We start from the raw sequence: 26015 nt of genomic DNA, 5'->3' as shown, positions 1-26015 counted from the left end.
GGGACCTGCCGCAGACCCGCACGGGAGCGCATAATTCACGGTCCGTCAACCTTTGCGTGTCAATTTCTCGGCAGCGGGCGCCATCAAAAGGTTGCAGGTATTGAAGGTCGGGCTCACATCGCACATTACGTTCGTCCTGGTGACGCTCACCTGCGCGGCGGCTGTCGTGTTGTGCGGATTTGCGTGGCTCGCAGCGGTGAAGGTCGATGATCTCTCGCTCCGTCGGCAGGCCGATTTCGTCCGGCAGGGGCTGGAAGAGCAGATCGCGGCACTTCCCCGGGAGCAGGAAAGCGTCACCAAATGGGACGATGCCTTCCTCTATACCAAACAGCGGAACCATGAGTGGCTGCTCGACAATGTCGGCCAGTGGACCAACCGCTATTTCGGGCACGACAGAACCTACATCTTCGACGACACCAATCGCCTGATGTTCGCCTTCCGTGACGGCGCCGATGCCATGCCGCCGCGGCCCGGTGACGACGACGGCCAAGAAATGACTGCTCTCGCCGGAGAGATGCGCGCCGTTCTCGTCGAGCGGGCTGCAAAGCCCGGCGCTGAAGCGCTTGGTCAACTGGCCAAGGTTCGGACGATTATGATCGGCAACAGACCGGCAATTGCCAGTGCGCGTCCCATTCTGCCGAGCTCGGCCAGGATGCAGATCGAGGCGGGCCAGGAGTTCATCGCCATCTCGGTCAAGTTCATCGATGGAAAAACTGCCGAAAACATCGCCCATCATGCGCTGCTCGAAGGGTTGCATTTCGCGCCTTCGAAAGGTGAGGACGAGCGGGCGCAAGTGTTGGTGTCGTCCCATAACGGCGGCACGATCGGCTATCTCGTGTGGCCGCCTATCCTGCCCGGTTTTATGCTGCTTCATCAAATCGCGCCGGCAGGGCTCGGTTGCCTGGCGCTGCTGATCACCGTGGTGTTCTGGCTCGGACGAGGTCTGCATCGCACCTCGCTGACCCTGCTGGACAGCCAAGAGCAGCTCACGCACCACCGCAACCATCTGGAAGAGATGGTGGCCGATCGAACGGCCGAGATCGAAAGGCAGAGAGAGGAACTGGACCGCCTGCTGGTGCACGAACGCCAGGTGAATGCGCTCCAGCGCCAGTTCGTCGCCATGGCCTCGCACGAGTTTCGCACGCCGCTCGCCATCATCGACGCCGCTGCGCAGCGGCTCTGCCGCTCGACCACCAACGTCAGCGGCGATTACGTTCACGAAAAGGCCGGCGTGATCCGCAGTGCGGTGGTGCGCATGGTCGATCTGATGGAGAGTATCCTCGCCAGCGGGCGGCTCGAAACCGGACAGATCACACTGAAGCGGAGCGAAGGTGACCTGAAAGCGGTGCTCGTCACGTGCTGCGACAGGCAGCGCCATCTCAGCCGCACGCATGTGTTCCATCTCGATCTTGAGCCCATACCGGATGTATTGACGTTCGACCGCAGCGCGATGGAACAGGTCTTCACCAACCTGATTTCGAACGCCGTCAAATATTCACCCGACGCGCCTGACATTCATGTTCGCGCCCGGGCCGACGACAAGACGGTGGAGATCGCCATCTCCGACAGCGGCATCGGCATGGATGCGGAGGATCTGCCGAAGCTGTTCCAGCCCTATTATCGCGCCCGCAGCGCGACGGGCATTGCCGGGACGGGCATCGGTCTCAACGTCGTCAAGCAGGTTATCGAACTACACGGCGGCACCGTCGAGGTGACGAGCGAGCTTGGCAAAGGCACAACATTCACCATTCTTCTGCCAATAGAGTTTCTATTGTCGGATCAACAAGTCGCAGCTTAAGGAAGAGCTCATGGTTACAGTCCTGTGCATAGAAGACGAAGTCGAGATCCGGAACCTCCTCGTCGAAGAGTTGAGCGAAGCCGGCTACAGGACGCTCGAGGCCTCGAACGGCGCCGAGGGACTGGAAATGATCCTGTCGAAATGGCCCGATATCGTCATCAGCGACATTTCGATGCCGGTCATGGATGGGCACCAGCTTCTGGCGGAAATTCAGATCAACCACCCCGAGCTCTCCAACATTCCCTTCATCCTGCTGACGGCACTGACCGATCGGGAAAACACGCTAGCCGGCCTGCGCGGCGGAGCGGCGGACTATCTGACGAAGCCGCTCGACTTCGATCTGCTGCTCGCCAAGCTCGAAGGCTGCGTGACCCGTCTTGCCAACGACAAGGCGGTTCACCGGTCGTTCTGATGATCGATGGCGTTAGGGGTGTCTGCGTCAATTCCACGCCTCGCGCGATTTTGACATTGGCGGCTCAGCCGGCAATGGTTCCCTGATGGAAGACGATTTTCCAGCTCCCGCCAGAGCTTTGCCAGATGGTGGTTCTGAGCGTCGTCCTGCCGGGTTCGTCCAGCGTGTAGTTCAGCAGATAGAGGTTTTCGGCGAGTCGGCGGATCGAGAAGTCCCGGCAGGGCCAGTCATGCCTTTTCCGGCTGCTGGTAGCGCTCCAGTAGGTTGGCGATGACGAAGTCGCGCCGATAGATCCTGCCGCTTGCGCCGATCTCGAAGAAATCCTCCGCCGTCATCGAAACCAGATCGTCGCAGCTCGTGCCGAGGCGCGGCGATGGAATATCGGCTCCCTCTGCCGGAGTTCATCGAGGATGGTTTCCAGATCGAGATCGGACATCGTCAAATTCCGTGAGAGCGAATGTCGAACAATATCAATTTTGTTCTGTCGCGATGTTATCGCGACGTTCCGCCTGCTCAGCAACCTCAGTTTGGACCGACGACCGATGATCATGCAACGACGCTGCGGCCCGCATTCCTGTTCGAGGCCGATAGACCCCGTGTTTTGCGTGCCGATCGTTCCTTCGGCTCAAGCCGTTCTGCGAAGGGCGTAGGCGCTTTCCTGCGCGGTCTCGTTCAGATTGAACTGCCTGATCAACTGGCGAAGCGTGGCGCCTTCGTCGGCAAGCGATGCGGAAGCGGCGCTCGCCTCCTCGACCATGGCTGCGTTTTGCTGCGTGGTCTGGTCTAGGCTGTTGACGGCCGTATTGATCTCCGCCAGGCCGACGGATTGTTCCCGGGCGGAGACGGCGATTGCCTCGACATGGCGGTTGATGGCAACGATCAGCTCGCCGATGGTTTTCAACGCTTCGCCGGTTTTCGAGACCAGTCCGACGCCGGCTGCGACTTCTCCCGCCGATGCATGGATCAGCGTTTTGATTTCCTTGGCCGCCTGTGCGGAGCGCTGCGCCAGTTCGCGGACCTCCTGCGCCACCACGGCAAATCCCTTGCCTGCCTCGCCGGCGCGCGCGGCCTCGACACCGGCATTGAGGGCCAAGAGATTGGTCTGGAACGCGATCTCGTCGATCACGCCGATGATGTTGGAAATCTGGCTGGAGGATTGCTCGATCCGACTCATGGCCTGGACCGCCTGGCTTACGATCTCACCTGATGTCGTCGCACCGGCATTCGCCTGCGCGGCCACCTCGCGGGCTTCCTCGGCGCGCTTGGAGGCGGATGCGACATTGGCTGTGATTTCATCGAGAGCAGCGGCTGTCTGCTCGAGCGCCGCTGCCTGTTGTTCGGTTCGTTTCGCCAGGTCGTTTGCGCTGTTGGCGATTTCATTCGAGCCGCCGTCGATATTGACGGCTGATCCCGCCACTTTGGCGAGGGTCTGGCAGAGTTTTGCGACGGCGCCGTTGAAATCCCCGCGCAGGCCCTCGAAATCCGCATCGAAAGGCTCGCTGATCTGAACGGTGAGATCGCCGCCGGCAAGTTGTTTCAGGCTCTCTGCCAATCCGTTCGTGGCTTGCGCCATCGCTGCAGCCCGCGCGCGCTCCGTCTGCTCGCGGCGCTGCCGCTCAGATTCCGTCAGCACCCGATTCGTTTCGATATTTTCGTCGGCTCTGATCTTGGCGAGCGCGGTCTGCCGAAAGACCTCAACCGCTGCCGCCATCGCACCGATTTCGTCCGTGCGGCTGGAATAGGGAATCTGCGTGCCGGTGTCGCCAGCGGCCAGCCCGGTCATCGATTGCGTGATCTTCTTGATCGGACGCGAGATCTGGATCGCCACATAGGAGATTGCGCCAGCAACGATTGCAATCACGAGTGCCGTGAACACCGAGGTTGTCCAGAGAATGCCCAAGTACGTGGATTGACTATTTTCGTATGACGCCTCGGAGCCATTGACGTTTATCGTCAGCAATTCATTGGCCAATTCTTCCGCGCGATCGACGAATGGCTCCATGTCGGAATAGAAGATCGTCTTGGCAACATCGTTGTCGTTCTTGCGGGACTTTTCCAGCATAGGCGCGGACGATTTCTGGTAGCTGGCGGCCTGCTCCTCGATCTGCTGCAGCAATTGGCCTTCGCGCGGCGAGGATATAAGCGGCTTATAAGCTGCAATCGCATCGTCAAGCTCAGTGCGTTGAGAGGTAATCTTTGCTTCTGCGGCGGCGATAGCCTGGTCGCTGATCGACATGATATGGTTGGCGTAGGCAAACTTCATGCGTTCCAGCTCGAAGCCGATATTGCGGGCTACCGAAACACTCGGCAGCCAGTTCTTGGCGATTGCCGTCGTGTCCTGGTTAACCTGCTGCACGCTCCTGAGGGAAAACAGCCCAAAGCTCAAGAAGATGAACGCAAACGTTACATTGATGATTGTCAGCGAGGTTCGAACCTTTGGCTTGCGCATGCAATACCTTCTTCGGAGCAATGATCAGGCCAAAGTTCTAGACTTGGTGATCGTTTGGCGTCTCCGAATTTTAACTCTCTGCATTTAAAGAAAAATGAATACATGTATGAGGCATACGGGCAGGCGGCTGTGTTCCGCGCGTCTTACGCGGATGACCACTAGTACGAGGACGGTTGCCGCCGAAGAGCCCCCTTGTGTCTAATGCCTCTCTTTCGCCAAGAAGTTGCGGAGCGCCTCGAAGACGCGTGGGTCGAGCGTTTGAGACACGTTGAAGCGCATGAAATTCGTTGCCGATTGCGACAGGCTGAATGCATTTCCGGGCGCCAAAACGATCCTCTTTTCGAGTGCGGCCCGCGCCACGTCAGCCGCATCGATGCCATCGGGTAGCCGGCACCAGAGGAACATTCCAGCCTGGGGCTCCAGCCAGGGCGTTATGCCGAGATTCTTCAGCCGGGCCGAGACCTCGCTCATCGCTCGGGAGAGCCGGTGTCTCAGCGTCTCCATGTGTTTGCGATAGCTGCCGTCGCTCAAGACGTTCAGCACCAGTTCCGCCGTCAGCCGGCCGCCGCCGAAGGAGGTGGCGATCTTGAGGTCTGTCAGGCCGTCGATCCATTCCGGTTTCGCCACGACGAAGCCGCAGCGGGCCGAGGCCGACAGGGTCTTCGAGAAGCTGCCGATGTGGATAACCCGCTCGAGCCCGTCGAAGGCTGCAAGGCGGGGAGCCGGCGAATATTCAAAATCGGCGAAGATATCGTCCTCGATGATGGTCAGGTCGAACTGGTCGGCGAGTTTTAGAACGCGGTGGGCGGTAACAGGAGACAACGTCGCGCCTGTGGGATTGTGGATGGCGGAGTTGGTGATGTAGAGCCGCGGACGCTCATCGGCGACGACTTGCGCAAAGGCTTCGATATCGGGACCGGACGGCGTGTAGGGCACACCAACGATCTTTGCCCGATGGGCGCGCAGGAGCGCATGGAAATTGAAATAGCAGGGATCGTCGACCAGCACCGTGTCGCCGGGTTCCAGCAGGAAACGGCAGAGCAGATCGATTGCCTGCGTGCCGGAATCGGCCAGCATGATTTGGTCCGGGGAGGCTTCGATCCCCCGTTCGCCCAGGCGGCGGGAAATCAGCTGGCGCAGTTGCGGCAAGCCGAGCGGCGAGCTGTAATCGGCGAGCGCCGGCCCGTCGGCGCGGGCAAGCGTTCTGAGCCCGCGGCGCATGCCGTCCCCCGGTAGCCAGGAGGGCGGCAGCCAGCCGCAGCCGGGCTTCAGGTCGGCTTCGGCTGCCTCCAGCGATTGCCGCGATATCCAGAACGGATCCACCGCGCGGTCGAGCTTCGGTCCGGTCTCGGCAAGCGCAAAGGGCGCTGCCTGGTTGGCGACGTAGAATCCCGAGCCTGGTCTTGCCAGGATCGCGCCTTCGGCGACTAACCGCTCATAAGCGTCGACGACTGTCGATGTTGACAGCTTCAACGTCGCCGCCAGCCCCCGCACAGAGGGTAGCTTTGCGCCCGGCGTCAGGCTGCGCCCGGCGATGCGCTGCCTGATCGTCGCGGCGACCATCTCCACACGCGTGCGTCCTTCGTTCATCCGTATTGCTTTCCGCACCATTACAGTTTCGCGAAATTGTATCAGACTGTGACTGTCATAACCATCCGTGTTGGCCGATAAGAGCGAGAGAATGAAGGAGTCAGTGCATCATGGAGCGCGAGATGGACCGCATGGCATCGGGATGGATCAATGGTTTTATCGGGGTGGTGATCTTCAGCGGATCGCTGCCGGCGACGCGCGTGGCGGTGATGCAGTTCGATCCGGTCTTTCTCACCGTAGCGCGCGCGGCGATCGCCGGCATTCTCGCCCTTGGCCTGCTGATCGCTTTCAGAGAGAAGCGACCGAGCCGGCGTGACATCTTCTCCCTTGCCGTCGTGGCGCTGGGCGTCGTTGTCGGCTTCCCCCTGCTAACGGCGCTGGCGCTGCAGCATGTCACGTCAGCCCATTCGATCGTCTTCATCGGCCTGCTGCCGCTCGCAACGGCGATCTTCGGCGCGGTCCGTGGCGGAGAACGGCCGAAGCCGGCATTCTGGCTCTTTTCGGTTCTCGGCAGTGCGCTGGTGGCGGGATTCGCACTGACGCAGGGGCTGACGGCCTCGCCGGTCGGCGATCTCCTGATGCTGGCGGCAGTCGTCGTCTGCGGCCTCGGCTATGCCGAAGGCGGCAGGCTTTCGCGCACGCTCGGCGGATGGCAGGTGATTTCCTGGGCGCTCGTGCTGTCGTTGCCGGTGACAGTCGCGGTCGCGCTTTTCCATAGGCCGGAGACCTTCTCTGGCATCGAAGTGCCCGCGCTGCTCGGCCTTGCCTATGTCTCGCTGTTTTCCATGCTGATCGGCTTCATCTTCTGGTATCGCGGCCTGTCGCAGGGCGGCATCGCCGCCGTCGGCCAACTGCAGCTGCTCCAGCCGTTCTTCGGGCTGGCGCTCGCCGCAACCCTGCTGCACGAGCCCGTGACCTGGGCCATGCTCGCCGTGACCATTGCCGTCATCCTCTGCGTCGCCGGTGCCCGCAGGTTTGCACGGTAGGCTTGTCCGTCGCTTTACAGAGGATACGTTTTAGGGGGCAAGCTTCTTCAAGGAGCCAACTCATGTCTCTTCAATATTGAATCCATAGGTTCGTGTGACGAGCGCAACACGGATTTCGTACCGAGTATACCAGTCTGACCGACCGCGATTTTGCGCCTGAATGTGATCGACGACTGATTTCCAGGCTCGAATGCTATCCTCATCCTTCCAATAGGAGATGAGTATTCCGAAACCGTCTGCCCCGCGAGCACTTTCGAAGCCGAGATAACCTGGCTGCTGTTTTGCAAGTTCCGTCATCGCATAACCCATCTCGCCATAGCCGTTGTCGAGCTTTGTTCGTTGAGAGGAAAAACTGACCATATAGTATGGCGGTTCAGGCAAAGCGGCGGTGGACATTTGGGCTCCGATCGATTGCTATGTGTGTGGCTTATCGCCGCGATCGCAATGACTGCTGTCGGCATACTGCGAAAGCGAGCAATCTTAGGCGCGGCGGATTGCCCCTCATCGTGAGTCATCCATCTGCCGTGACAGCTCGATGCCGTTTCGCCATCGCTGCGCCGGGGCTTCGGACTGAATACCATCCATCATGGTTCGACAAGTTCTCTTTGATCGGTACCAGCGATCCGTGGTGACGGCTGGGCCCTCGCTCGCTCAATGTCGGGAAAGCGCAAGAGTTGCTCTTATGGCTATGGCCCCCGGCCAGGTCTGCCAGCGGCAGGTGCTGGCCTCGACAATTTCGCTCACCCGTTTTCGTCGACCGTGGCAAACTGCGATGGCGGTGATTGCGGCATTTCTCGCGAGGTCACCATCCACCCGCTGAATTCAGACGGAGGCACCGCAATGACCCGTCGAAGCTCCAAGCAGGCGTTGGTCTCCGCTTTGCGCGACGCCGACATTGCGACAAGCAATCACTCTGGCCGATCTATTCGCTGTTTCCGCGCCCCTTTGCTTCCCGCACCAGGTCCGGCATTCCATCGTGGGGACCGAGGGCGTGGGTGGGATGGCCATCCCACCAATCATCGTGCAGCGGTCGGCGGTGAGGGTGGAGCGGATAGAAAATGCGGTTCTCGGCCTTGTGGCGCTCGCCGACGACGAGGAGATGCACCTCGGCTTGCGTATTGTTGAGGAAACTATGGGCGATGCCGGTGCCGGCCGGAAATCCGACGGCGTCGCCCTGTTTCAGGCGATAGAGATGGCCGTCAAGCCAGACATCGGGCTCGCCTTCGAGAACGTAGACGAATTCCTCCTCGGCGCTCTCGGCGTGCGGAAAGGAGGTGCGCCGGCCAGGCGGCAAGCGCTCGTGATGAATGCCCAATTTTGCCAGACCGAAATATCGTCCGAAAGGCGCACCAATGCTCATCAGTTCGTCGTCATCGTCATAGTGCGAGTCGTCCGGCCGTTCGATCTCGCTCCAATGGACGATAAAGGACGGCCGCTCCAGCGTTGCCATGGTAATCCTCCTGAGTGTGAGAGGTTCAGATGACTGGGGATGCGAATTCCATCAATCCGTATGGCGATGCTGCCGTGAATGGAAAGCGACCGCAAGGGCGAAACGGCGCTCCCACGCAAGCGGCGCGGTCCTGAAGGTTCTGGGGCCAGCGCTTCGTGCAGCGGCGGCTCCCGATCCAGACGCGGGTTTCTACGACTGACTCACTTCGCAGGCACGACGAGCGTCTCTCCCTTGCGGACGATGTAGGTTGCCAATTCCGAAGCCTTGCCGCTGCCGACGTTCTTCGCCGAGTGAACGACGCCTGATGGAATGAAGAGGGATTGGCCGGCTTTAAGGGTAACCGGCTGTCTGCCTTCGAGCTGGTATTCCAGCGTTCCCTCAATGACGAAAGCGATCTCCTCGCCAGGATGTGAGTGATCGGGGGCGAGAACGCCCGGCGCGAAATCGACGCGGACCTGAATGGCCTCGTGGCCGGGCACGTCGATATCGTTCCTGATGAGATCGGTGCGCTGCAGCGGTTGTTCTGCATGTGCTGTTGCTGCGCCGCCGAGAGCAAAGGCGAGCGCGATAGCCTGGATCATTTTCATGTGGTCATCCTTTCTGGATTTAAACCAATCTCGACCATTGGGTCGCGTCCGGATTTCACCTGAGGATTGAACCAGGGATGTGTCTGAAACCTCCTATTTTTGTAATCCAGTGTATCACTACGCTGCCGACGACGAGTCCACAGGTCTGACGCCGGCGAGATTGGCGATGTCCGTGATGCCGCCGGAGGATTCGAAGTCGAATATTTTCTGGGTGACGAGGGCAGCGGCGCCCCGAGCCCAGGAATTGTCCTCCCAGTCGGGCAAGAGGGGCGGGGCGGTTCGGAAGGTCCGGGCAGCGAGGGCTTCACGCAGTGGCGTCAGGAAAGGCTCGCCGAGGGAGACGGCTTCGCCGCCGGCGACGATGACTTCGGGATCGGTGATGTTGACGAGATTGGCAAGGGCGGTGCCGATGCCGCGGCCGGAATTGGCGACGAGGGCGAGGGCGGCGGCATCGCCTGATGCGAGCGCAGCCGACAATTCCGGCAGTCCCAGCTCCTCGCGGCCGGTCGCTTCCCGCCAGCGTCTCAGCATCGATGCTTCGGAGTGATAGGCCATCAGGCAGCCGCGCTTGCCGCATTCGCAGAGCCGGCCGTTCTCCTCGTAGAGGGTGTGGCCGAACTTGCCGGCCGCGCCGTTTGCGCCGCGGTAGAGCTTACCGTCGATGACAAGCGCGCAGCTGATGCCGACGCCGACGGCGAGGACGGCCATGTTGCGATGCTGGCGGCCGAGCCCGAAGAGCTGCTGGGCAATGGCATAAGCGTTGGTGTCGTCCTCCAGCCAGACCGGTACATGGACACGGCTGGCGACGAGCGAGGCGAGGGGGACGTTGTTCCAGCTGAAGCGGTGGCTGCGCACGCAGGCCGTCTGTTCGTGATTGATGACACCGGGCATGGAGATGCCGATGCCGGCGAGCTTCGCATCCGGCCGGCCGGCGAGCTTTACCAGTTCTGGCACGGTGCCCGCCAGCAGGTCGGCGACCTTATCGGGGTCGTGGCCGTCGAGGTTTACTCGCATGGCGGCGACGGGGTTGGTGGCAAGGTCGGTTGCCACGCACTCCACCGAGCCGACCATCAGTTTGAAGCCAACGGCGAGTGCGTGTTCATAGTTGATATCTACCGGGATCGGGCGGCGGCCGGTGAGGCCGGGCACGGTCTTCCCTTCGATGACGATGCCTTCCTCCAGAAGGTCGGCGACGACAAAGGTGACGGCGGCAGGACTTAAACCAATCACCGTCGCGATGTCGGCGCGGCTCCTCGGCCCCTCCCGCCGGAGAAGGTTGAGGATGAGGCGTCGGTTCATGGCTCTCGCCGTGGTCTGGTCGCCTTTTAACTTCACGATGCATTCCTTAATTTTGTAAATTAATTATTGCGGGCTGCAACGATCTATGCATAAGTTCGGCCGCGGATCAACTCAGCCAGGCGGATTATCGCTGGAATCGCCGAGCGGATCGCAGCGTTGAATGCCTGGTCGGTCGTTTCATGGAGGAGGCGACGGTCGGGAGATGTTGATCGATCAACTGGGAGGAATTCAATGACATTTTTGAAGCAATTTCCGACGACCACCCGCAGACGCTTCCTGAAGGGCGCGGGGCTGGTTTCCGCCGCAGCGGTCACCGGCAGCTTTCCGATCCCGGCGATCGCGCAAGCCCAGGAGGTCACGATGATCTCCGCCGAAAACAATGGTGCCGCACTTGATGCGCTGAAGGCGATTGCCGAGGGCTTCAGCAAGGAAGCCGGCGTCAATGTCGTCATCAACAATATGGACCACGAGGCCCACAAGACGGCCATTCGCAACTATCTCGTCGCCGGCGCGCCCGACGTCTGCTCCTGGTTTTCGGGCAACCGCATGCGCGCCTTCGTCAAGCGCGGCCTGTTCGACGACATCTCCGACCTTTTCGAGAAAGAGAAATATAAGGACGTCCTCGGCGCGACGGCAGGCGCCGTCACCGACGACGGCAAGCAGTATGGCCTTCCCACCGGAGGCACGCTCTGGGGCTTGTTCTATCGCAAGGATGTGTTCGAGCAACATGGTCTGACCGTGCCGAAGACGGCCGAAGAGTTCATGGCCTATGGCGACAAGTGCAAGGCCGCGGGCATCACGCCGGTTGCGATCGGCACCAAGGAATTGTGGCCGGCGGCCGGCTGGTTCGACCAGATGAACCTTCGCATCAACGGCCTCGACAAGCATATGGCGCTGATGAACGGCGAGATGAGCTATCTCGATCCCGCGCTGACAGCGGTTTTCGACCAGTGGGAGGCGATGATTTCGAAGGGGTTCTTCACGGAGAACCACACGTCCTTCGGCTGGCAGGAGGCCGCGGCGCTCTTGGCGCAGAAGAAGGCCGGCATGATGAATCTCGGCGCTTTCCTGCGCTCGGCTTTCACTGCCGAAGATCTACCGCAGCTCTCTTACGCGACCTTCCCGGTGCTCGACGCCAAGGTCGGCCACTACGAGGAATTCTCGGTCAACTCGATCCACATTCCCGCCAAGGCCAAGAACAAGCAGGGCGCGCGTGAATTCCTTGCCTACTTCTACAAGCCCGAGAATCTGGCGGCCTATCTGGAGCCGGGCGGCAACGTGCCGCCGCGCCACGACCTGCCGGCAAGCAAAGACCCGCTGGTCAACGTCGCCGTCGAGACGATGAAGACGGTGCAGGGCACGTCGCAATATTACGACCGCGACAGCGATCCCGATATGGCGCAGGCCGGCCTTGTCGGCTTCCAGGAATTCATGGCCAAACCCGACCGGCGCAAGGCCATCCTGACGCGCCTCGAGGGTACGCGCAAGCGCATCTACAAGATCTAGCAGCTCTCCCAGGGGCGGCGGCGAACCGCTGCTTCCAAGGGGTGGAGGCTGTTTGCCTCCACCCTTGGAGGAGGTGCGCCTCTGCTCCCGGAGCACGCATGAGTCTGCTCCTGTATTAATGAGGTTCTTGAGATGTTGATGTTATGGCGCCGCCAGCGCTGGTGGCTCACCCCGACTTTACTCATCGCGCCGGCGATATTGCTGTTCTTCACCGTCATCCTGCTATCGGCCGTCAGGAGCCTCTGGATCAGCCTGCACGACTGGGACGGCTTCGGCCCGATGGTCTGGATCGGCTTCGGCAACTACGTCGAGCTTTACAACGATCCGCAATTCTACGTGTCGCTGAAGAACAACCTGATCTGGCTGGTAATGTTCATGGCGGCACCGCCGATCGGGCTCGCCATCGCGCTGCTGGTCAACCAGAAAATTCGCGGTATGCGCTTCCTGAAGTCGCTGTTCTTCATCCCGCTGGTGCTCGCCTCGGTGACGGTCGGTGTGGTGTTCACCTGGGTCTATACGCCGGAGTTCGGGTTGCTTGCGCTGATCTTCAGGGCCTTCGGGGCGACGGCGCCAGCGGTTCTCTCCGACGAGCATTTCGTCACCTTCGCCATCGTGATTGCAGCACTCTGGCCGCAGATCACCTTCTGCATGGTTCTTTATCTCGCCGGGCTCAACAATCTCAGCGAAGAGCTGATCGGTGCCGGGCGCGTCGATGGGGCGAGGGGCTGGAACATGTTGTGGCACATCGTGCTGCCGCAGCTGACCCAGGTCACTTTCATCGCCATTGCCGTCACCGTGGTCGGGGCACTCAGGTCCTTCGATATGGTATCGGTGATGACGAATGGCGGCCCTTTCGGTTCGTCCTCGGTTCTCGCCTACCAGATGTTCGAACGGTCGATCTTCTCCTATCGCTTCGGTTACGGCGCGGCGATCGCGTCCGTGCTGTTTGTGATCATGGCCGCCTTCATCGTCTGGTACCTCAGCCGCATCATCCATACAGAAGAAAGGGGAGGCTGATGTATCCTCGTCCCATTCCCGAAGCCGACGTCTGGCAGCGCCGCCTCTATGTGCTCGCCGTCGTCATCGTCCTTCTGCTCTGGCTCTGCCCGCTGTTTGCGATCATCCTCACCTCGTTCCGTTCGACCGAGGATGTCATGGGCGGCAATCTGTGGGGATGGCCGACCGGCATCGGCGTGGTCGACAATTACACGGCTGTCTTCACGCAGACACCGATGGCCCGCTACTTCCTCAACAGCCTGACGATCACCATTCCCTCGGTGATCGGCGTCCTGGTGCTGAGCACGCTCGCCGGCTATGTGTTGTCGCGCTACCGCTTTCCCGGCAACATGCTGATCTTCGCGCTGTTCGTCGGCGGCAATTTCCTGCCGCACCAGATCATGATGATCCCGGTGCGCGACCTGATGGTCCGGCTCGATCTGATCGACACCACGGCGGCGCTGATCATCTTCCACGTCGCCTTCCAGACCGGCTTTGCAACACTGTTCATGCGCAATTTCATTGCCGCACTTCCCGACGAGCTGTTCCAGGCGGCGCGAGCCGAAGGGGCCTCTCCCTTCCAGACGCTGGTGCATGTGGCGATCCCGCTGGTGCGGCCGGCGCTGGCCGCACTTGCCATCCTGATCTTCACCTTCATCTGGAACGATTATTTCTGGGCCGTGGTGCTGACCGTCAGCGACTCCGTCAAGCCTGTTACCGCCGGCCTTGCCAATCTCCGCGGCGAATGGGTATCGGCCTGGAACCTGATTTCCGCCGGCACCATCGTCGTCGCCGTGCCGCCCGTCGTCATGTTCTTCCTGATGCAGCGCCACTTCATCGCCGGCCTGACGATGGGAGCGGTGAAGGGATGAGCCATCTCCTAACGTTCCAAGTTTCAACAGCAGAGAGCCAGGACGCATGACCAGTCTCGAACTCCGACAGATCAACAAGAATTACGGTGCTTATCACGCGCTGCGCGGCATCGATCTTTCCGTGGCGCAGGGTGAGTTCATCGTCATGGTCGGCCCCTCCGGCTGCGGCAAGTCCACGCTTTTGAAGTCGATCGCCGGCCTGGAGGAGATCTCCTCCGGCCAGATCCTGATCAACGGCCGCGACGTCAGCAAACAGGAGCCTGGGGACCGCGGCATCGCTATGGTCTTCCAGTCCTACGCACTCTATCCGCATATGACGGTGGCGGAGAACATGGGCTTCGGTTTGCGCATGGCCAAGCGCCCGAAGGCCGAGATCGAGGCGGCGGTGGCCCGCGCCGCCAAGATCCTGAGGATCACCGACCAGCTGGAAAAGCGGCCGAAGCAGCTCTCCGGCGGCCAACGGCAGCGCGTGGCGATCGGCCGGGCAATCACCCGTTCGCCCGACGTCTTCCTCTTCGACGAGCCGCTGTCGAACCTCGACGCAGCACTTCGAACCCAGATGCGCGTCGAGCTCAGCAGCCTGCATGCCGAACTCGGCGCCACCATGGTCTACGTCACCCACGACCAGGTGGAGGCCATGACCATGGCGAGCCGGATCGTCGTCTTGAACCAGGGAATAATCGAGCAGGTGGGCTCACCGCTCGAACTCTACCGCAACCCTGACAACCTCTTCGTCGCGGGCTTTCTCGGTGCCCCGCGGATGAACTTCCTCGGCGTTACCGTCGATGAGGTGTCCGGCCGCAATATCACGGTTTCGGCACCCGGCCTTGTGCCGGTGACGGTGGAACTGGCGGAGGCCGCGGTGCTGCCGAAGGGCGCCAGCCTGACGCTGGGTGTAAGGCCGGAAAACATATCGGTGGTCGCCGACGCTGCCCAAGGCGGGGCGATCAGCGGTGCGGTCCGACTGGTCGAGCATCTCGGGCGCGAAACCATCCTCTATATCGACGCCGGCAATCTCAGGACCATCGCCTCGGAAAGCGGCACCGGCAACATCACGGTGCAGCTGAGCTACGTCGCGCCCGTTACCGCCGACCAAAACGTGGCGCTGAAGCTCGACGCCAGCGAACTTTATCTCTTCTCGCCCGACGGCGGACGCACGATCAGCGCCCGCAAGACGATCCTCGACAGATAATCACAGGAAACATCACCGTGTCCGACAAGACCGCAAACCTTTCCGTATGGAACTCCGTCAAGACCGACCGCTTCCTCGTCGGCGCCCCGCATTATCCCGAGCACGTCGACGAAAGCTACTGGGAGCGCGACGCCGAGCGCATGGCAAAGGCCGGCTTCAACGTGGTCAGAATGGCCGAATTCGCCTGGCATATTCTCGAGCCGAAGCTCGGCACCTTCGATTTCGATCTGTTCGACCGTGCCATCGCCATGCTCGGGCGCTTTGGCATCGACACGATCATGTGCACGCCGACGGCAACGCCGCCGCGCTGGCTGACCGTGGCGCATCCAGAGATTCTAAGGGTCGACGGCAAGGGCCGACCGATGAGCCATGGCTCGCGGCAGCATTGCGACACGGCGAGCCCGGTCTTTCGCGAACACAGCCGGCGCATCACCAAAGCGATGGCCGAGCACTATCGCGACAATCCCTTTGTCGTCGGCTGGCAGACCGACAACGAGCTGAATACCAGCATGCCGGAGAGTTTTTCGAAGGCGACGCTCACCGAATTCCAGGCCTTTCTGGCCGGCAGATATGGCGAAATCGACAAGCTCAACACGGCGTGGGGCGGCGATTTCTGGGCGACGGCCTATGACAGTTTCGACCAGGTGGTGCTGCCGATCGAGTTCGGCCCGACCTTCCCGAGCCCCGGACATCTCCAGGATTATCACCGTTTCCTGGCCTTTTCGACGGCGCGCTTCCAGCACGACCAGGTCGAGATCCTGCGCGCCGTGAAACCCTCCTGGTTCGTCTTCCACAATCTCGGGGGTCTCAGAGATATCGACTTTCGCGGCCAGTTCACCACCGATCTCGATTTCGTCGGCTACGATATCTATCCGATGCTCTACGACGAGTTCCAACGGCTCGGAAACCACGCCAAGGTCCAGGCGCTGCACCTCGATATCTGCCGCGGTTTTTCCGGCAACTACATCGTTCCCGAGCAGCAATCGGGCTTCGGCAGCCAGCCGGGTTTCTGCACGCTGACGCCGGAGCCGGGCGAACTGCGCCGCATGGCGCTCTCCTCTGTCGCCCATGGCGCTGACGGTCTGATGTTCTTCCGCTGGCGCCCCGCGCATTTCGGCGCCGAGATCTATTGGATGGGCATCATCGACCACGACGACGTCGCCCGCCATCGCTATGACGAGGCGAAACGCTTCGCAACCGAGATGACCGCGCTAGCGCCCAAGATCCTCGGCACCCATGTGCGTATGGATGTCGGCATCGCCGGATCCGACTTCGACAATCAGGAAGCCCACAAGACCTATCCAATCGGCCTGCCGAGCCCACAGGACGATGCGATCCTGCTGCACCAATATTGCTACGACCGCGGCATTGCCTGCGGCTTCATTCATCCCGAGGACGATCTTTCCAAGCTCAAGCTGCTCTATGTTCCCCATTGGGTGATGTGGAAGGACGAATGGACAGAAAGGCTGAAATCCTTCGCCGAGCAAGGCGGCACTGTCGTCATCGGCGCGCGCACCGGCACGCGCAACGAAGACAACCACGTGATCCGCGAGACCGCGCCCGGCACCTCGCTGTCTCAGCTCACAGGCGTGCGCGTCGAGGATTTCGGCCGTCTTGCTGCCCCCGGCGCCAACGGGCTGTTCGATGTGATGGAGCGTTCGGGCGGGCTTGTCATTCCTCCGAACAAGCCGGCGGAATCGCACCGGCGCGAGCGCCGCTTCAAGATTGGCAACCGCGAACTGGCTGCCGGCTATTTTTATGAAAACCTTGCGACCGACGGCGATGTCGAAGTGGTCGCGGCCTGGTCGAACCGCTATGCCGAGGGCCAGCCGATGGCGACGTCGCGCAAGGTCGGTAAAGGGCAGGTGGTCTATGTCGGCACCTATCTCACGCCGGATCTGACGGCAGCGCTTGCCGGGCGGCTATTTGCGCCCGTCGGCATCGAGCCGCTGATCGGCGAGCTTCCCGAGGGTGTCGAGGTGACCATGCGGATGAATGACGACCGTCGGCTGCTGTTCATCCAGAACTACACCGACCAGCCGGCCGCCATCGGCGGCGTCCCCGCAGGCTGCGATCTCCTGAATGATGAAAACCCCGTTGCCGGCCGGCTCGATCTCGAAGGTTATGGCTGCGCGATCATCGAATTGGAGGGATGAGCTTGCGCGCGCCGTCGAAGCCCAAGAGCTGCCTCACACCAACCCTCTCCCCCAAATGGGGCGAGGGAACGTGTCTGAAGCCCCTTCGGCTCAAAACCGGTCATCATCGGGGAGTACCAGTCTGGCGAAGGAAGGCGGGAACGCAATGAATTTACAGCTCGTCGTTTAATGCAGTTTCGTGGAACTCATGTCCTCGACATGGGCGGCAGGTGATGATCTACGCTTATCCTCGCTTGGATCAGGTCACGCGCAAAGATGTGAAATCGAAGATTTTGCAAACAGCTCTTGAGCTTTTCTCGAGCCAAAGACGTGGATTCGCCCCGGAGAACGCCCCCGGCAATTTCGGCTTCCTGGACCGCGATCTGGATTCGATCATCGGTGACCCGTCGCGTGGCTGCTTCAAGTGCGGAGAACTCTGCCATTGCTCATCATAGCACAGTCCGAAGATCGAAACTGAGATAGTTTAAACGCGCCTTCATGAGTGCTGCGCGCGCCTACACAAGCTCCCTGTTTACGAAAGGTCGAGCGGTCGCACCGGGTGGAAATGTGCTGCCACCTGCAAATACGGGGTTCCGCCTCGAGGTTTGCTATATCCCCTGCATTCGCCGAAGTGCCGGCGGCAAAAGATCGTCTCGACGTTTCAGCGCCGACAACAATTCGTTTTCCGAGGATACGCCATTTCGAAACTCCGATTTGAGAAAGGTAAGCGCGGCACGCTTTTCTTCGGAGTCTGCAAAGCGTGGCTGCCCCGAAAGCCGGCACTTCGAAGGACTGTCCTGATAAGGCCGATGTCGGTTGGATCATCAATTTCTGACAAATGAGTGGAAGACACGACGTCCTCCTTGCTGGGGCTAGGGTAATTGCCCTCAAACAGCAGCGCCCGTGACATGACTGCCGTCAGCTTTAAGGTGGTTACGACACCTTCAGTTTGCGATGATGCCCGCGGGCGGTGAACGTGGCATCACGCCGCCCGCCGATGCATCGAGAGCGACCGGGGCGCTATTCGATGAGTTCCGCCGTGGGGATACCGGCGAGGCAGAGCCATAACCGGTTTCAACTCAGCTGTTCTAGGAACTCGTTTTGATCCGCCTTCGTTCCAAATCAGGCGTGAAGCCTAGAAAACACTGCTCGCAACAGCTGGAATGCTCGAAAGTTCTTTATGCGTTCACGTAAGTATCAGTAAGTCTGCATAAAGAAAAATAGTGAAATTATCGAACCGTTGAAATAAAATTTATAAAATACCTGAATAATTCATCCTTTTTCAATCCATTGTATTCCGGATTCAATAGTATTATAATTCGTTGCGTCAACAATTCACTTGGCTCTTAACCGAAGGATTGGAATTCAACGCGATCAAGCGCCGAAATATCCGGCCGCGATCCGCTTGAGATGACCAGGCGCACTTTCGAGAAAATTACGACCAGCGAAATCGCAGAACGCGCCGCAAAAACCGTTCGCCTTAAAGCATGGGCGGCTGACCTCCACTGTGGTCATCCCGCGTTAAAGCCGGATGATCCTACATCCAGCAAGGTGAGCTCAAGCTTGGGCCGGAAGTTTGGGAAGGGTCTCATGATTCAGTGGGAGTGTCGCTTTTGGGTCGAGCGCAGCGTCGACGGCATCTGGGCTATGAGCGACAGCAGAACCGGTCTGCCTGCCCGGCCTTCTGATAAATAGGGAATAACGATGATGACTTGGCGTCGTGAAATTGTTCGATGAACTGGGCTGATAGAGGCGCATTCATCTTGGAGCAGTTTCAACAGAGGGTTCTGTGTCTGCAAAAAAAAGAGCATATCCGTACTCAAACAAAACGGAAATGCTCTTTCGTAGTTTAGTGCGGAGCCATACTTATCAGCTCCACACCGCTCGCACCTGAATTCTCGGCTATTCGTCTGATGTCACCGGCGCCGCGTTCTCCAGAGAGGTGCGGATTTGATCGATCTTCCCGTTTGCGTCGCCAACCCCCAAGATGGTTTTGGCTTCGTCCAAAACCGCCGGGCTGACTTCTCCGGTTTTCGTCGCTGAAGCCAATGCGTCCTCCAGCGCCTGATCCCCCAACAGAGGGTCATCGGCTGCGGGCTCGATTCCATTGTCGAGTTCATATTGGGCATAAGCCACGGCATAGGCCGCGATAGCGGTCATGCGTGGATCCGACGTATGCATCAGTGCCTTATAGTTCCGCTTCAAGGAGTTCAGACCCGCAAGCTGCGCCGACAGGTTTTTTTCTTTCGTGCCGATTTTAGTCTCGTCTGCCTTCGCGGACTTCGACTTGCTTGTCGCCTCGGTGGATTTGCCTTTCACGCCTTGAGATTTGGAGTTGCCGTGGTTTGAACTGCCACCCTGGCTGTTGCTGCCATGGTTGCCACTGCCGCCGCCGTGACCGCCACCATTGCCTCCACCATTGCCTCCACCGTTGCCGCCACCGTTTCCACCGTTCTTCGCCAGTGCCGTCATATCGATTCCGACAATTGTTGCCGGGCTCGTCGCAAGAGCCAGCGAGAGCGCGGTCAGGGACGCTAAGGTTGCGATCCGCATTGTTTTCCTCCAAATCAGATCAAGCGCCGCGCAGATACACGGCTTGAGCAGATAGGAGAGGTTAGACGGTGATCGCGCATTGCACATCGGACCGAGGTCCGATGCCGCTCCGGCAATGGTCTTAGACGACCTGAAATGCTTAACGATTCCCTCTTCGCGCGAAGCGGCCATCGGTTGAGCTCATTGCTGCTCAGTATTTTCCGGCTGTCTCGTCTGCGGACGCATCGCGGGACGGGTGCAACATAGCGGCGGCGAGCTCCTGTCGGGCGTAAGCGGCCTGGTGATACCGGCCGACGAGTGCGCTGAAGTCGGCGGCCTTCATCCCTTTAATCCCCAGGGCACCCAGCGTGATGATGCGCTGCCGGCGGTCGATTTTACTATAGATCGCACGCCAATGTTTTTTTGGCACTGGCGCATCCTGATTGAGCCAGAGGCGCAGGGCAAAACGGCTCGATGCGTAGACCGCGTAGCCCGCAACATCCGTCCAGGCAACCGGCTTGTCCAGTCTGGAGGCGAGCAATGCATCCGGGGTCAGCACCATGAGCGGTCGTGCCGCGCTCCGATACAGAAAGGCCGCGTAGAGAAGGGAGGTGACAGCGCCGAAGGCGGTGATCGCGGCGATCAGTGACTGTGCGAATTCATCGTAGCCGAGGCCCAGTTGGCCGCTGAGAAAGACGACCGTCAGGCCAAATCCGGCGAAGATCATGGCGACGATCACCATCGTCCAGATCATCGGCTTGATGTTGTCGTAGACAACGGTTTCCTGCGACACCCCAGCAACCACCTTCTCGAGCACTTCGCGCCGCCGGTCACGCATCATGCGCGCGTCATCGATGAAATCCCTGCTCAACAGACGGCATAGTCCGGCCCAATTCGAAAACAGATCGTCCGCAAAGGAGCGAGCGCCCGGCTCCGGCGAACGCATCGCTCGTTGCAGGAGGTCATCGCCAATTTCCACACCGAGGGCCGATATCCGCTGGATCGTCGGCGGATGGCTGTCGGTCGGATGCGGTTGCCGATCTCCCAAAAGGGGCATCGGATCGCTCCATCCATTGGCGGTGACCAGTTCCGTCGTCTGCGCGACGAGGTCAGGCCGCGTATCGCCGGAAGCGGTGTCATCCGATCCGGCATATGCGCGCTCAAGAACATAGGCGACGGCGGGAGCGATAATCCCCGTGCGGATGAGAGCCGAGGCGGCGTCCGCCGGCGTCGCCAGCAGGCTGCCGCTACGGTCAGCATCGAATTCTCGCAGCCGGCTCCAGTGCGCGACGGCATGATCGAACCGCTGCATGGCGTGAAAGCCGAGCTTCACCGCCGGATACAGGACGAAGCGACCACCGTCGGCGCGTCCCAGAGCTGCAAGAGCACGCCAGAGGCCCGCATAAATCGGGGTGAACTGCTGGCTGTAGGTGGTGTCTTCGCCGGAAAAATGGGCGAGCTCATGGCCGATGATTGCCGCGATTTCGGCCTGGTCGAGAAGATCAAGATAGGCCGCAGGCAGATAGAGCGACCGTCCGGTCACCAGCCTGTCCTCAGGCCAGAGACGCAGCAGGCTCTCGGTTACGAAAAAGCCCTGTCTGAGGCCGACGATGATCGTGTCAGGCAACAAAGCCTTTTGCCGCTCGGCCAGGCTACGCACGAAACGCCAAAGTTTCGGAGCCTCCGTTTCTTCGATGACTCGTCCCGAGGCGACAAGCGGCTCGGGTGTGAACAGGGCAAAGACATCCTTCAAGCCGCGCAGCGCCATGAAGGCGCTGTAGGCTGCGATGACGGCGAGGACGACGGGGACCGCGAAAAGCTTGGCACTGCCCGTGGTGAAATCGGCCCAAAGGCCCATGCTGACTGCTTCGAAGAGGGTCGCCGAAATGACGCCGATAGAAAACCCGATCACAACGGTCGCAAGAATGAACGGAAGCAGCGACCGCAGACGTTGAAAGCTCGTGATCAGTTGGCGTTGGGAGGCGCGCGCGCGGATCCCGGAAATGCCGGCCGCCATCAGTCCAAACGCACCGCCAAGAAACGCAAGCACGGCTCCGCCGATCGTTCCCCAAACCAGTGGCCGGCGGATCTGGGAGGTTTCCAGCTCCTCGTCGGCTTGAGAAAGAGCTTCCTCGATTTGCGAAACGGCGACCAGGGCGGCAAGGGAGGTGGGCTCGCCCGCTCCCTGGAAGGTCAGAATGGCTGTAGGATCGGATGCCGCGATGTTTTTCACCTGAGCCAGGGTCGTCGAGAGTTCGGCTGAAGAACGGCGCGCATGTTCAAGCGTTTCGGCTGCACGCTGTGTCTGCCAAACCCCCAAAGAGACCAGTGCGATCGGTAGGAGCAGCACCCATGCCGCCAAGCCAAGGCTTGCAATTTTGCGGGTTCCTTGTTGGCGGCTGGTTTGGCCCATGCTTGTTCCCCCAAATTTTCCTCCCCCATCTGCGAGGTCAAAAACTTGGCCGCGCGCCCGTTATCGAAAGGATGTCGACTTCATGCAAGATGCCTTGCTGAGTTTCACGAGAGTGTCAAACGACAGTTGCAAAATTTCCAGCGCCATCACGCAATCATCGTGGCGTCAGATGGATGGCTGCGAGCGTGCAGCGGACCGATCCGCCGGCGCGCTCGATCGTCGGGATATCAAGCGCGACCAGTTCGGCGCTTTCTTCGATCGTGTTGCGTTGATCCCGGCTCAGGGATGCAAACGCCGTGGTCGAGAGCGCAAGGATACGCCCCGCATTCGCCTGGAGTTCGAGAGCGTTGCCGGCGAAGGAGGCGATCTGATCGTTGGTGAGTGCGATAACGCCGCGGCCGGAGCGCTGCAGTCTCAGAACGACCTCCCGCCGTCTTGCTGCATCGGTCATCATCTCCAGTCCGATCATGGCGAAGTCGGTGGCGATGCACATCAGGACATTGGTGTGATAAACGGCGACGCCGTTTCCATCGCGTGCGTCGAATACCATCGGCTCGAAGTTGAAGTGGGTCGAGAAGCGTTCCAGCGCGATCGGATCGGTGCGATCGGAGCGGACGGCATAGGCCACCCGATCGATGTGATCGAGAACCATGGCGCCGGTGCCCTCGAGAAACAGTCCGTCCGGCTCGAGGCCCGAATAGTCGATCACCTCCTGCACCCGGTACTGGTTCTTCAGCATTTCGATGACGTCGCTGCGCCGCTCGCGCCGGCGACTGACGGCCTTCATCGGATAGATCGCCACATGACCGCCGGCATGGGTGGAAAACCAGTTGTTGGGAAAGACCGAATCCGGTGTCTCGGTTCCGGTGTCGTCGAAGAGATGCACGTTCACGCCATGGCTTCTGAGCACATCGGCGGCCTGAGTGATTTCGTCATAGGCCGCCATTGAAAGGTCTTCCGTCGTATCCGGGCTGGACTGAAACAGGTTGTCGATGGCCGTCTCGGTATTCACGGTGAAGTGGTGCGGCCGGACCATGACGACTGCAGAGGGCGCCTGGACGGAATATGTGACGTGTCTTGGCATCGTCGTGCTCTTATGCCTGCCTTGCTCGCTGCAACATGCCGAACAGGTCGCGCGGATCGTCCGGATCGGCGATGATATCGAGGTCCTGGTAGAGCCCGGTCCCCCTCAGCCTGTCACGGATATAACGAAGAGCGGAAAAATCCTCGATCGCGAAACCGACGCTGTCGAACAGGGTGATTTGACTGGCATCGCGGCGACCGGTCGCCTGTCCCGTCACAACCTGCCAGAGTTCGGTGACGGGATAGTCGGCATCCATCTGCTGGATCTCGCCCTCGATGCGGGTCTGTGGCGGATATTCGACAAAGGTGTCGGCGCGCAACAGGATGTCGCGGTGCAGCTCGGTCTTGCCCGGGCAGTCGCCGCCGATGGCATTGATGTGGACGCCGGAGCCAACCATGTTGTCGGTCAGGATCGTCGCGTACTGCTTGTCGGCGGTGCAGGTCGTAATGATATCGGCATTTTCGATAGCCGATTGGGACGAGCTGCAGGCGGTCACCGTCAGCCCCGTGCCTGCAAGGTTGCGGACCATCTTTTCCGTTGCCAGCGGATCGATGTCGTAGAGCCTGATGTGATCGATGCCGTAGACGGCTTTCATGGCAAGCGCCTGGAATTCCGCCTGGGCGCCATTGCCGATCATGGCCATCGTGCGGGCACCCCTGGGTGCGAGGTGCCGCGCAGCCATGGCTGAAGTTGCGGCCGTTCTCAGCGCCGTCAGCAGGGTCATTTCGGTGAGCAGCACCGGATAGCCGGTCGAAACTTCCGCCAGAAGGCCGAAAGCCGTCACTGTCTGCAGGCCTTGCGCCATGTTCTTCGGATGGCCGTTCACATATTTGAAGCTGTAGATTTCGCCGTCCGAGGTCGGCATCAGCTCGATCACGCCTTCGCCGGAGTGAGAGGCAACGCGCGGGGTTTTATCGAAGGATCCCCAGCGGCGGAAATCCGCCTCGATGACGTCGGTAAGTTCGGTCAGAACGGTTTCGATGCCGATGTGGTGGACAAGACGCATCATGTTCTCGACGCTGACGAAGGGTACGAGAGCTTTTTCCGATGGAAGGGGCGATGACATGCTGAGTTCCTCCTGCATATGCTCGAGGAGAAAGACTAACTGTCCTGCATGTTGGCCGAAAGCTCAAATCTGTGCTAATTCCGGCAGGAAATTGTACAATTCGTTCAGCCAATTTGCGCGAATTTATCAGGGAGGCAATATGACCATCGCGAAATACGCACCCGACGATCTGGATCGCCGGATTATCGCTCACCTTCGCGCCGATGGGCGCGCTTCCTTGAGCAAGCTTTCCGATGCACTCGGTGTCGCACGCGGCACCGTTCAGAACCGCCTGGATCGCCTGATGGAGACGGGTACGCTGCTCGGCTTCACCGTCCGGGTGCGGGAGGACTACGACGTCAACGCCGTGCGTGCCGTGATGATGGTCGAGGTCGTCGGCAAATCGACGACCCAGGTCATACGAAAGCTCCGTGGCCTGACGGAGATTTCAGCGCTGCACACGACCAATGGCAACTGGGACCTTGTCGCCGATATCCGGGCCGCAAGCCTTGCCGACTTCGACCGGGTTCTACGCGAGGTGCGCATGATCGACGGTGTCGCAAACAGCGAGACCAGTCTCCTCCTCAGCAGCGTCTGAGGGCTGCCAAGCGTGGTCGACGCGGAGCGCCATCACGACGGGCCGGCGCTGCGGGGGATGGCGAAGACGCCGAAGGATGCTGTTCAAATTCGGCGGCTGTTGGCGTGGCTTCGAATTATGATGGCGCGTCGAGGTGTGAATTGGCACTTCCCCCGAAAGAGAATCACGCCAAGCGTAAATCGAGAAGCGGGTGTAGCTTCTTGAGATTCGGGAGGGACTTCGCTTGCCAAGGATATTGATTGGTGCCTTTGACAACGAGCAGGAGGTCGCCCATCTTTCTGGCTTCAATAGTCAGCTTAGCCAAGAGATTTATGCCGGAGGAATTGAGGAATTCGAGACCCGTCAGGTTGAACGTCACCTGTTTGTGCCCCTCATGGAGCAGGCTGAATACCAATGAGTAAATCGGCGCATAGGCGTCCGGTCCCGCCAGCCGGAATACGCCATCGAAATACACCTCGTTTTTCTCAGCCCATACGCGGAAGTTTTCGTCGCTGATTTCCATTCTTCGCTCACAGATTGGAGGAGGGTGGCATCGCCACAGCTGCAGTTGTCGTCAGTATGATACGCTGGTCATTATTCCCTTCGAATGCCCATGCCATTTTTGCGTCGTAGTCGCTCAGAAGGGTGAGCAACCCCAAGCCCGAACCGCTTGCTGCCGATATTGCATTGGTTTCGATTTGCTCAAGAAGAAGTTCCCCAGGGTCCTTCGATTGGAGGCGATGCAGCAGTTGCTGAAAGCGAAATGATGTCACGCCATCGATTGTGTTCTTCACCCTTATCAAAAAGGCTCCCTCGAATATGCCGGCTTCAATGAGGATCTCTCCAGGCTGTCGAAACTTAACGGCATTTTCGATCAGCTCATTGCTGAGGTATCCGATGTCATGATGGGCCTGCATGTAGTCTTTTCTTGAACGTGAATAGGGCAGAGCCATGACTTCCGCTATGAAGTCCGCAGTCATTCCTGAGTGCTTCCATCCAAGCTGAAGCGGTCCATCGCTTAACGTGAGGCGAGTGCCCGAACCCAGGCTTATGCCCGCCAGAGATTCCATACCGTATACCGTTGGCGTCATG

Annotated in this window: 22 protein-coding genes; 10 read left to right on the top strand and 12 right to left on the bottom strand. The window is 60.0% G+C overall.

Going from position 1 to position 26015, the window contains the following annotated elements:
- Nucleotides 1-52 precede the first annotated feature (52 nt).
- Both U5G49_RS13355 and U5G49_RS13350 read left to right on the top strand, forming a co-directional pair.
- Nucleotides 53-1798: a sensor histidine kinase gene (locus U5G49_RS13355; RefSeq protein ID WP_193445676.1), complete on the top strand. Its 1746-nt coding sequence runs from the start codon at nt 53-55 to the stop codon at nt 1796-1798.
- Nucleotides 1799-1808: 10 nt separating this feature from the next.
- Complete coding sequence (locus tag U5G49_RS13350; protein WP_018242699.1) at nt 1809-2210, top strand: response regulator; 402 nt, start codon at nt 1809-1811, stop codon at nt 2208-2210.
- Between the two features lie 625 nt (nt 2211-2835).
- Here U5G49_RS13350 and U5G49_RS13345 read toward each other — a convergent pair.
- Nucleotides 2836-4659, bottom strand: coding sequence for a HAMP domain-containing methyl-accepting chemotaxis protein (locus U5G49_RS13345; RefSeq protein ID WP_018242696.1), 1824 nt, complete (start codon nt 4657-4659; stop codon nt 2836-2838).
- A 198-nt stretch (nt 4660-4857) separates the two neighbouring features.
- Complete coding sequence (locus tag U5G49_RS13340) at nt 4858-6270, bottom strand: aminotransferase-like domain-containing protein (RefSeq protein ID WP_130729198.1); 1413 nt, start codon at nt 6268-6270, stop codon at nt 4858-4860.
- A gap of 101 nt (nt 6271-6371) precedes the next feature.
- On the opposite strand from U5G49_RS13340, the gene U5G49_RS13335 reads away from it, so the two are divergent.
- On the top strand, nt 6372-7235 hold the full coding sequence (locus tag U5G49_RS13335) for a DMT family transporter (protein ID WP_130729487.1): 864 nt from the start codon (nt 6372-6374) through the stop codon (nt 7233-7235).
- A gap of 60 nt (nt 7236-7295) precedes the next feature.
- Here the strand turns inward: U5G49_RS13335 and U5G49_RS13330 are convergent, their stop codons facing one another.
- The 4 genes from U5G49_RS13330 to U5G49_RS13315 all read right to left on the bottom strand — a co-directional run bounded on the left by U5G49_RS13330 (nt 7296) and on the right by U5G49_RS13315 (nt 10607).
- Nucleotides 7296-7631 carry an antibiotic biosynthesis monooxygenase family protein gene (locus tag U5G49_RS13330; RefSeq protein WP_113544274.1) on the bottom strand — a complete coding sequence of 112 codons (336 nt, stop codon included), beginning with the start codon at nt 7629-7631 and terminating at the stop codon, nt 7296-7298.
- A 526-nt stretch (nt 7632-8157) separates the two neighbouring features.
- The gene (locus tag U5G49_RS13325; protein ID WP_130729197.1) at nt 8158-8685 is read right to left on the bottom strand and encodes a cupin domain-containing protein; all 528 of its coding nucleotides are present in this window, start codon (nt 8683-8685) and stop codon (nt 8158-8160) included.
- Between the two features lie 200 nt (nt 8686-8885).
- A complete protein-coding gene (locus U5G49_RS13320; RefSeq protein ID WP_130729196.1) occupies nt 8886-9272 on the bottom strand; it encodes a cupin domain-containing protein in 387 nt (128 codons plus the stop codon).
- A 117-nt stretch (nt 9273-9389) separates the two neighbouring features.
- Nucleotides 9390-10607: an ROK family protein gene (locus U5G49_RS13315; protein WP_193445677.1), complete on the bottom strand. Its 1218-nt coding sequence runs from the start codon at nt 10605-10607 to the stop codon at nt 9390-9392.
- Nucleotides 10608-10802: 195 nt separating this feature from the next.
- Here U5G49_RS13315 and U5G49_RS13310 point away from each other — a divergent pair, with 195 nt between their 5' ends.
- From U5G49_RS13310 to U5G49_RS13285, 6 genes are all read left to right on the top strand, one after another.
- Nucleotides 10803-12077: an ABC transporter substrate-binding protein gene (locus U5G49_RS13310; protein ID WP_193445678.1), complete on the top strand. Its 1275-nt coding sequence runs from the start codon at nt 10803-10805 to the stop codon at nt 12075-12077.
- A 132-nt stretch (nt 12078-12209) separates the two neighbouring features.
- A complete protein-coding gene (locus U5G49_RS13305; RefSeq protein ID WP_193445679.1) occupies nt 12210-13094 on the top strand; it encodes a carbohydrate ABC transporter permease in 885 nt (294 codons plus the stop codon).
- Nucleotides 13094-13945 (top strand): carbohydrate ABC transporter permease, encoded by an 852-nt coding sequence (locus tag U5G49_RS13300; RefSeq protein WP_115157262.1) that lies wholly within the window; start codon nt 13094-13096, stop codon nt 13943-13945. The genes U5G49_RS13305 and U5G49_RS13300 overlap by 1 nt, the downstream gene beginning before the upstream one ends.
- A 46-nt stretch (nt 13946-13991) precedes the next feature.
- Complete coding sequence (locus tag U5G49_RS13295; RefSeq protein ID WP_115157263.1) at nt 13992-15137, top strand: ABC transporter ATP-binding protein; 1146 nt, start codon at nt 13992-13994, stop codon at nt 15135-15137.
- A 17-nt stretch (nt 15138-15154) separates the two neighbouring features.
- Entirely contained in the window at nt 15155-17293 is a 2139-nt protein-coding gene (locus U5G49_RS13290) for a beta-galactosidase (RefSeq protein WP_115157264.1), read from the top strand.
- A gap of 212 nt (nt 17294-17505) precedes the next feature.
- Nucleotides 17506-17727, top strand: coding sequence for a hypothetical protein (locus U5G49_RS13285; protein ID WP_018242684.1), 222 nt, complete (start codon nt 17506-17508; stop codon nt 17725-17727).
- A gap of 1447 nt (nt 17728-19174) precedes the next feature.
- Here the strand turns inward: U5G49_RS13285 and U5G49_RS13280 are convergent.
- The 4 genes from U5G49_RS13280 to U5G49_RS13265 form a co-directional block, all read right to left on the bottom strand.
- Complete coding sequence (locus U5G49_RS13280; RefSeq protein ID WP_130729486.1) at nt 19175-19825, bottom strand: hypothetical protein; 651 nt, start codon at nt 19823-19825, stop codon at nt 19175-19177.
- A 190-nt stretch (nt 19826-20015) separates the two neighbouring features.
- A complete protein-coding gene (locus U5G49_RS13275; RefSeq protein WP_193445680.1) occupies nt 20016-22217 on the bottom strand; it encodes a M48 family metallopeptidase in 2202 nt (733 codons plus the stop codon).
- A 154-nt stretch (nt 22218-22371) separates the two neighbouring features.
- Nucleotides 22372-23301 (bottom strand): citrulline utilization hydrolase CtlX, encoded by a 930-nt coding sequence (ctlX, locus tag U5G49_RS13270; protein WP_193445681.1) that lies wholly within the window; start codon nt 23299-23301, stop codon nt 22372-22374.
- Between the two features lie 10 nt (nt 23302-23311).
- On the bottom strand, nt 23312-24367 hold the full coding sequence (locus tag U5G49_RS13265) for an ornithine cyclodeaminase (protein ID WP_193445682.1): 1056 nt from the start codon (nt 24365-24367) through the stop codon (nt 23312-23314).
- Between the two features lie 139 nt (nt 24368-24506).
- Here U5G49_RS13265 and U5G49_RS13260 point away from each other — a divergent pair, with 139 nt between their 5' ends.
- Nucleotides 24507-24944: an Lrp/AsnC family transcriptional regulator gene (locus U5G49_RS13260; protein WP_018242678.1), complete on the top strand. Its 438-nt coding sequence runs from the start codon at nt 24507-24509 to the stop codon at nt 24942-24944.
- A gap of 163 nt (nt 24945-25107) precedes the next feature.
- Here the strand turns inward: U5G49_RS13260 and U5G49_RS13255 are convergent, their stop codons facing one another.
- Complete coding sequence (locus U5G49_RS13255; RefSeq protein ID WP_193445683.1) at nt 25108-25446, bottom strand: slr1659 superfamily regulator; 339 nt, start codon at nt 25444-25446, stop codon at nt 25108-25110.
- Nucleotides 25447-25453: 7 nt separating this feature from the next.
- Nucleotides 25454-26014: a slr1658 superfamily regulator gene (locus tag U5G49_RS13250; RefSeq protein ID WP_193445684.1), complete on the bottom strand. Its 561-nt coding sequence runs from the start codon at nt 26012-26014 to the stop codon at nt 25454-25456.
- Nucleotide 26015 lies beyond the last annotated feature (1 nt).

This window comes from Rhizobium indigoferae, from assembly GCF_034554815.1.
GTDB lineage: Bacteria > Pseudomonadota > Alphaproteobacteria > Rhizobiales > Rhizobiaceae > Rhizobium > Rhizobium leguminosarum.
Note: the sequence above shows the minus strand (reverse complement) of the source record. Positions and strands in the feature narration are given on the sequence as shown.

Excerpts from the sequence above, each read along its gene's own strand:
- U5G49_RS13350 (WP_018242699.1), top strand. The coding sequence starts at position 1,809 with ATGGTTACAGTCCTGTGCATAGAAGACGAAGTCGAGATCCGGAACCTC.
- U5G49_RS13345 (WP_018242696.1), bottom strand. The coding sequence starts at position 4,659 with ATGCGCAAGCCAAAGGTTCGAACCTCGCTGACAATCATCAATGTAACG.
- U5G49_RS13340 (WP_130729198.1), bottom strand. The coding sequence starts at position 6,270 with ATGGTGCGGAAAGCAATACGGATGAACGAAGGACGCACGCGTGTGGAG.
- U5G49_RS13335 (WP_130729487.1), top strand. The coding sequence starts at position 6,372 with ATGGACCGCATGGCATCGGGATGGATCAATGGTTTTATCGGGGTGGTG.
- U5G49_RS13330 (WP_113544274.1), bottom strand. The coding sequence starts at position 7,631 with ATGTCCACCGCCGCTTTGCCTGAACCGCCATACTATATGGTCAGTTTT.
- U5G49_RS13325 (WP_130729197.1), bottom strand. The coding sequence starts at position 8,685 with ATGGCAACGCTGGAGCGGCCGTCCTTTATCGTCCATTGGAGCGAGATC.
- U5G49_RS13320 (WP_130729196.1), bottom strand. The coding sequence starts at position 9,272 with ATGAAAATGATCCAGGCTATCGCGCTCGCCTTTGCTCTCGGCGGCGCA.
- U5G49_RS13310 (WP_193445678.1), top strand. The coding sequence starts at position 10,803 with ATGACATTTTTGAAGCAATTTCCGACGACCACCCGCAGACGCTTCCTG.
- U5G49_RS13305 (WP_193445679.1), top strand. The coding sequence starts at position 12,210 with ATGTTGATGTTATGGCGCCGCCAGCGCTGGTGGCTCACCCCGACTTTA.
- U5G49_RS13300 (WP_115157262.1), top strand. The coding sequence starts at position 13,094 with ATGTATCCTCGTCCCATTCCCGAAGCCGACGTCTGGCAGCGCCGCCTC.
- U5G49_RS13295 (WP_115157263.1), top strand. The coding sequence starts at position 13,992 with ATGACCAGTCTCGAACTCCGACAGATCAACAAGAATTACGGTGCTTAT.
- U5G49_RS13285 (WP_018242684.1), top strand. The coding sequence starts at position 17,506 with ATGATCTACGCTTATCCTCGCTTGGATCAGGTCACGCGCAAAGATGTG.
- U5G49_RS13280 (WP_130729486.1), bottom strand. The coding sequence starts at position 19,825 with ATGCGGATCGCAACCTTAGCGTCCCTGACCGCGCTCTCGCTGGCTCTT.
- U5G49_RS13275 (WP_193445680.1), bottom strand. The coding sequence starts at position 22,217 with ATGGGCCAAACCAGCCGCCAACAAGGAACCCGCAAAATTGCAAGCCTT.
- ctlX (WP_193445681.1), bottom strand. The coding sequence starts at position 23,301 with ATGCCAAGACACGTCACATATTCCGTCCAGGCGCCCTCTGCAGTCGTC.
- U5G49_RS13265 (WP_193445682.1), bottom strand. The coding sequence starts at position 24,367 with ATGTCATCGCCCCTTCCATCGGAAAAAGCTCTCGTACCCTTCGTCAGC.
- U5G49_RS13260 (WP_018242678.1), top strand. The coding sequence starts at position 24,507 with ATGACCATCGCGAAATACGCACCCGACGATCTGGATCGCCGGATTATC.
- U5G49_RS13255 (WP_193445683.1), bottom strand. The coding sequence starts at position 25,446 with ATGGAAATCAGCGACGAAAACTTCCGCGTATGGGCTGAGAAAAACGAG.
- U5G49_RS13250 (WP_193445684.1), bottom strand. The coding sequence starts at position 26,014 with ATGACGCCAACGGTATACGGTATGGAATCTCTGGCGGGCATAAGCCTG.